The organism is Sodalis sp. (in: enterobacteria) (assembly GCF_047607725.1).
In the GTDB taxonomy this organism is placed as follows: Bacteria; Pseudomonadota; Gammaproteobacteria; order Enterobacterales; family Enterobacteriaceae; genus JBLKSS01.
Genome location: NZ_JBLKSS010000290.1, coordinates 1 through 4,273, shown reverse-complemented (window position 1 = coordinate 4,273; position 4,273 = coordinate 1). Strand labels below are relative to the sequence as shown.

The 4,273-nt window shown below is 51.6% G+C and carries 4 protein-coding genes; 2 read left to right on the top strand and 2 right to left on the bottom strand.

Annotated elements, in window-relative coordinates:
• Nucleotides 1-174: 174 nt before the first annotated feature.
• Both ACMX3H_RS18490 and ACMX3H_RS18485 read left to right on the top strand, forming a co-directional pair.
• Nucleotides 175-513, top strand: a complete 339-nt coding sequence (locus ACMX3H_RS18490) for a hypothetical protein (protein WP_415211829.1) — start codon at nucleotides 175-177, stop codon at nucleotides 511-513.
• A gap of 1,209 nt (nucleotides 514-1,722) precedes the next feature.
• Nucleotides 1,723-2,631, top strand: coding sequence for an Rpn family recombination-promoting nuclease/putative transposase (locus ACMX3H_RS18485; protein ID WP_415211828.1), 909 nt, complete (start codon nucleotides 1,723-1,725; stop codon nucleotides 2,629-2,631).
• 128 nt (nucleotides 2,632-2,759) lie between these two features.
• Here ACMX3H_RS18485 and ACMX3H_RS18480 read toward each other — a convergent pair whose 3' ends face one another.
• Complete coding sequence (locus tag ACMX3H_RS18480; protein WP_415211827.1) at nucleotides 2,760-3,323, bottom strand: hypothetical protein; 564 nt, start codon at nucleotides 3,321-3,323, stop codon at nucleotides 2,760-2,762.
• Nucleotides 3,316-4,086, bottom strand: coding sequence for an MmgE/PrpD family protein (locus ACMX3H_RS18475; RefSeq protein ID WP_415211826.1), 771 nt, complete (start codon nucleotides 4,084-4,086; stop codon nucleotides 3,316-3,318). The genes ACMX3H_RS18480 and ACMX3H_RS18475 overlap by 8 nt, the downstream gene beginning before the upstream one ends.
• Nucleotides 4,087-4,273 lie beyond the last annotated feature (187 nt).

Sequence of the window (4,273 nt, the reverse complement as noted above, 5' to 3'; positions counted from 1 at the left end):
CTCTTGTGATCGCAATGGTTTTCGATGTGCTAAAAAGCATGATTGCGCAACAGCAACAGACGTTATCAAAAAAAAATTAAGCAAATAATCTTGCCTATGGTTAAGCCACTTAGGTGTTTAGGGAGCCGAGAATAATCTGCCCGAGTGGATAGGATAAAATGTAGCGGAGAAAAAATGAACGTCAATACTTCTACAAACTATGCGTCTACATCATTATTGCAAACCTATGCAGACAGCAAAAAAAATGTGTCAGCCTCGGCTCATCAGACATTGCAGAAGAACAAAGTCGTGCACTTTAGCAACGTCATTTTAGTTGTAAAAATTAGAAATGGCGGACGTGAAATTGCTACCCTGAGCCGATTTGAGGAATTGTACAGGCGGCATGTGGATGTGCAGGAAAAAATGAGCGGGATGCGGTGCGCATACGGGCACGATAATCCTCGCACAGATCCGCAAAATTTTAACCTTGAATTCGCGCTAAAGATGCTAGAGGGTTGCCCAAAAAATAAATAATGTCACTTTTTTAAGTGACATTTGCCGCGTATAGGGCCGTTGGCCTGCCTCTAGCTCTGCTATCCTGCCCTGCGCGCGCGGCCCTCGCGACATATCTGAAGCCAAATCGAGAGGACCTTAACCGCCCTAATAGAAGGCTATTGCCGTTTATGACATAGGTGTGCGCAGTTAAATGGAAGTAGGTAAATAGCTGCCATACGGCCTTTCAGGTAATGACGCGAATCCAAATACCCTGGAAAGAGGAGGATGGGAGATCAGCATGCGCGCACATACAATTGCGACGTTGCCACATCACCATCCTGCCTGCTGTACATAAACAGACATTGCTGAGGTTAAGATTCCTATGTTCATCGAATGCTCTCTATCTCGTCGCATTCATTATTGATTTTCACGGCCTAACTTGCCCCTTGAGGTTGACTATTGATGAATATTTTTGATGAAGGGAAATCAGAAGGGAGTTCTAGTTGTGAAAGAATTAACAAATGTCTTATCTAAAAGCAAGCCCGTAATTTATCAGCCCTTGAATAAAACACTGTTATCCTGCGACTTGCCTATCTAATAATTTCATTATATATGAATGATAAAGTTAAATATTGATTTTTTAATATAATGGGAAGTGCGTGGTTATTGACATCATGTTGAGTAGAGTATTCCCTTACCATGGGCAGTGTCATCACGGCTTTGGATTAGTGAATTATTTATCTCTAAATTGATTGGTAAACTATCAAATTTGCCTGGAAAAAAGACTTTTATGATAAGGCTATGGTTTGATAAAATGAGGGGATAATGGCCATGGCTATTCTATAGCGACGGGGAAAACTCGGTTAAAGCAGTACTGAGCGCCGTGAAAAGCCTGTGATTTTTTCATTACACTTTAAGGTGACAAATTCTTTGGAGCTGATACTCCCTGACATAGCATTAACTATTCCGTTGACCAGGAGACTTTGTCGCGCCATAAGAAAATCAACTTTTCGCAAACCGACACCACCTGAAAACGAGAGTAGTGGGATGATCATACGTTGGCATCGCGCCAGAATAAGAATTTTCGGTCACCGTATCGGTGAAAAGGCTGTCAAGCGAGCAACATCCCCGAGAGTGCATGCCTCATGGCGGATAAATCATGGACGCCACAAACGTTGGTTTATGTAAACAACAAGATGCTCGCAATACTGACGCGATGATGCGGCGGAATTATGCCAGGGAGGCGCTATGTCACAGGTTATTTGCCAGCACGACGCGTTGTTTAAACGGTTCCTCGGGGATATCACCGTGGCGCGGGATTTTTTGGCTATCCATTTACCGGCAACCATATGCCGTCAATGCGATTTGAGGATGCTGGCGATGGCGCCGGCCAGCTTTGTCGAGGAGAACTTACGCAGCCAGCTTTCCGATATGCTGTATTCGGTGAAAACCGCGAGCGGGGAAGGGTATATCTACTGCCTGATAGAGCATCAGTCGCGCCCTGAGAAGCTGATGCCGCAGCGTTTGCTCCGCTACAGTCTGGCGGCGATGCAGCAGCACCTTGATCAGGGGCACGAACAATTGCCGGTGGTGGTGCCGCTGCTGTTTTACCACGGACGGACGTCGCCCTATCCGTACACCACGCGCTGGCTGGATTGCTTTGCCGACCCTGAGCTGGCAGGATCAGTGTATATGCAGGCGTTCCCGCTGGTGGATATCACGGCGATGCCGGATGATGAAATCCTGACCCACCGACGCGTGGCGCTGCTGGAGCTGGTACAAAAGCATATCCGAACGCGGGATGTGCTGGAGATGGTAAATGACATCGCCCGGTTGTCTAAACGTTGGCCGCTATCGGCGGCCCAGTTTCGCAGTCTGGTCTATTATATTGTCATGCAGGGAGAGTCGTCGGCCGCGGAAGAGTTTCTGCGGGCGATGGCCGAGAAAGCAACGGATTATCAGGAGGACATCATGACTATTGCACAACAGCTTGAAGCGAAGGGGCTACAAAAGGGCCTTCAAAAGGGCATTCAAAAAGGTGAAAAGAATGCCTCAATCAAAATTGCACGGCAGCTCATCGCCAGTGGCGTTGAACGTGCGGTGATGCAAAATTCCACTGGCCTGAATGATGAAGAATGGAATGCTTTAACGCGTTAACCTCGTTCGTTCACTGTGGGCATCGAGGGCGTTAAGCCGGCAACGCAAGGCTGGCAAGGGTTCAGCTCATGCTTAGCTGTGCTTTTGTCTCGGGGTGAAACGCCCTCGCCGTGCGTCAGCCTACAGGATCAGGCCAGCTCCCCCAGATTCAGCCGTTGATAAAAGGCCAGGGCTTCTCTGTCGCCGAGCGCCAGCGCTGCGCATTGCAAGAATTTATCTCTGTCCAGCGCGGGCGGCAGCGGATTTTCATATGAGGAGCCCTGGGCACTGTCGATGTAGGTCGTTAAACGCCGCCCGTCTTTGGTCTCGATCATCACCTCCGCGCCGCCGATATTATCGTGGTGGTAGGGGTGCAGAGAGATGCGCCGCATTAGGCGATGCGTCTCAGGCCGGTTGAAGCGGGTCTCATCAATGAAATCATCCAGCGTCAACCGGCCTTCTTCCAGGGCGCGCGCCGTGCAGTAATGCAGGCTGAACTTGGCGGCCAAAGGATCCTTTGGCGCCGGGACGTTGATATGTGGAAACCTGATGGGATGCACGCCGACCGCCACGCGCACAATTTCCTCAGGCGTCAGGTGATGTTCATGACGCAGGGCAAGAATGCCGTCCAGCGGGGGTAAAATGGCGTAACAGCAGGGAAACCGTTTTTGCTTGATATCCATCACCGGCGACAACAGTACGGGCTCACCCACCGGTCCAGGGCGCTACCAGTAATGATGCATCAAAATGCTCTGCTCCGGCGTTAAAGACAAAGAGATAGCCGTGATGATGCTCGAACGCCGATTCGCCCGCGCTGAAATCCTGCTGGGCCAGCTTGACCGCCAGCAATGCATTGCGATTGGCCTGGCCTACCCCAAGCGGTTTGGTTTCGCTGCCGAAATTGGCCTTGATGCCTGACGCCAGCGCCGTGGCGATGGACAGGGCGACGGCCGTTTGAGTTTCGCTCAATTCCAGCAGCGCCGCACAGGCGGCCACCGCGGCGAATATGCCGATGGTGGTTGTCGGGTGCCACCCATAGGTATATTGGTAGCGCCCGACCGCATCGCCCAGGCGCGACGCGGCTTCAAAACCGGTAATGTAGGCCCGCACCACCGCGACCGGCGGCGCCTGGCGTTCATCGCCCAACGCCAACAACGCGGGCAGGATGGCGACCGAGGTATGGCCGTGCAGACGAGAGTTAGAGTCGTCAAAATCCAGAATATGCGCGGCAATACCGTTAAGCAAGGCGGCGTCCAGAGCGTTGACGCGTAGCGCCGTGCCAAATACCCGGTTACGCCCTGCGGCGGCGGGTTCTATCACCGCGCGTAATTTTAGCGCCCCGGGCTGTACTCTACCGGCCAGCATAACGCCAAGGGTATCGATAATGGCGTCGCGTGCCCGTTCAACGGCCTCTTTGGGCAAGCTCCTTTGATGAAACTGATGAATATTACGGGCGAATTGCAAAGCGATAGTCATAGGCTTCCTTATCTCGTCGGCTCCGGATTAGTGGCGCCCGGCCAGCTGCTGGTTCCGGTCACGCCCGATCACTGATTCTGATTTCATCCGATCACTGATTCCGGTCGCCCGATCAGCGATTCCGATTCTGTCCGATCGCTCATCTTCTGTTCCGCCATACTCTGGAGACTTTTAGCTTCCGGGGGTA

What these genes read in the sequence shown, in the direction of transcription:
- ACMX3H_RS18490 (WP_415211829.1), top strand. Translation starts at nt 175, where the DNA reads ATGAACGTCAATACTTCTACAAACTATGCGTCTACATCATTATTGCAA.
- ACMX3H_RS18485 (WP_415211828.1), top strand. Translation starts at nt 1,723, where the DNA reads ATGTCACAGGTTATTTGCCAGCACGACGCGTTGTTTAAACGGTTCCTC.
- ACMX3H_RS18475 (WP_415211826.1), bottom strand. Translation starts at nt 4,086, where the DNA reads ATGACTATCGCTTTGCAATTCGCCCGTAATATTCATCAGTTTCATCAA.